This window comes from Acidaminococcus nyctereutis (genome assembly GCF_052216985.1).
GTDB classification, from domain to species: domain Bacteria; phylum Bacillota; class Negativicutes; order Acidaminococcales; family Acidaminococcaceae; genus Acidaminococcus; species Acidaminococcus fermentans_A.
The window spans coordinates 1,485-2,737 of record NZ_JBQOUY010000057.1; the positions used below are offsets into that span (position 1 = coordinate 1,485).

A 1,253-nucleotide genomic window follows, 5' to 3' on the forward strand; every position below is an offset into this window, starting at 1 on the left:
CAAGCATTATTTTTTTAGCCTCTGGGTCCTTGCGTTTTGCATATTGCATGATTTCATGCATATAAGCCCGATACGCTTCGCTATGACGGGTTCCCCGTTTTCTTTCTCTATATTGCCTGGTTTCCGTATGGCCATCTTTAAAATGGAATGTTATTTCTCCATTCAGGACAACTGCTTTTTCAAGGGATTCATCCATTTTTTCCTCATTGAAAGTGTCCAGTCCCAGCACAGAAGCAGTTAGCTTTTTCATAGTGCTGTCTTTGATGGCTTCATTGCCACATATACCAGCACACCGCCAGTACCGTTCCTTTTTTCCATCAGAATATGTAGTTTGTTGGCTCCTGTAATTTTCCCCACATTTCCCGCATTTGATAAACCCCGTGAACTCATTGAATATCTTTCGATTGGGATTTGTGCTTTTTAGCTTATGTCTTTCTCCCCATTCCTTCCGGCGTTCACTAGTCCATGCGTCCTTCCGGGCAGTAGAAACCCATTGCCGTGTAATCTGCTCTCCATTTTTCATATGAAACACCATCACATGTGGCTCAGTGACTACAATTTTATCCACTTGATTCAGAAAGACTTTTTCATCGAATTCGGAAAGCCCCAGGACTTCTGTGCATTCCTTGACTAGGACTTTCTGTGGGATAGCTCCCTTAGAACGGCAGGTTCTTCCTCTCTCTTTATGGGAAATACAGGTCCAGCAATCCTTATTTTTCCGTTTACTGCGAATATGCACAAAACTCTTCCCGCAGATTCCACACCTGATTTTGGTGGTAAAACAGCAGGTATCGATGGACCAGTTTGCCAAAGCCCCCAGTTCCCGCCGTCTTTCCCTTTCTTCCTGTACCTTTTTATAGGTTTCCATGGGGATAATGGCCTCATGTGTATTTTCCACAAAATATTGTGGGAGTTCTCCATGATTGATTTTGGTTTTTCCGGTGATGGGGTCTGCCGAATAGGCTTTCTGGAACAATAGATTACCGGTGTAAGTAATATTCTCTAAAATTCTCCGGACGGCCGAATTCCCGAAATGTTTCCCATTAAAGGATTTCATTCCCATTTCTTCCAGCTGCTTTTCCGTGGTCTCAGCGGACAGGCCTTTTAAGAAGTTGTCATAAATGAGCTTTACAACAGACGCTTCCTTGGGCTCAGGGACAAGCTGATCTCCCTGCCAACGGTATCCATAGATTCGAAACCGTCCATTAGGAATCCCTTGTGCAAAACGTTTTCGGGTTCCCCATTTGACATTT

At 43.8% G+C, this 1,253-nt stretch carries 1 protein-coding gene; it reads right to left on the reverse strand.

Translation table 11 applies throughout. The annotated features are described in order from the left end of the window. A partial coding sequence (locus tag ACTUHY_RS12820; RefSeq protein ID WP_442827999.1) for a recombinase family protein occupies window positions 1-1,253 on the reverse strand: 1,253 nt, incomplete at both ends.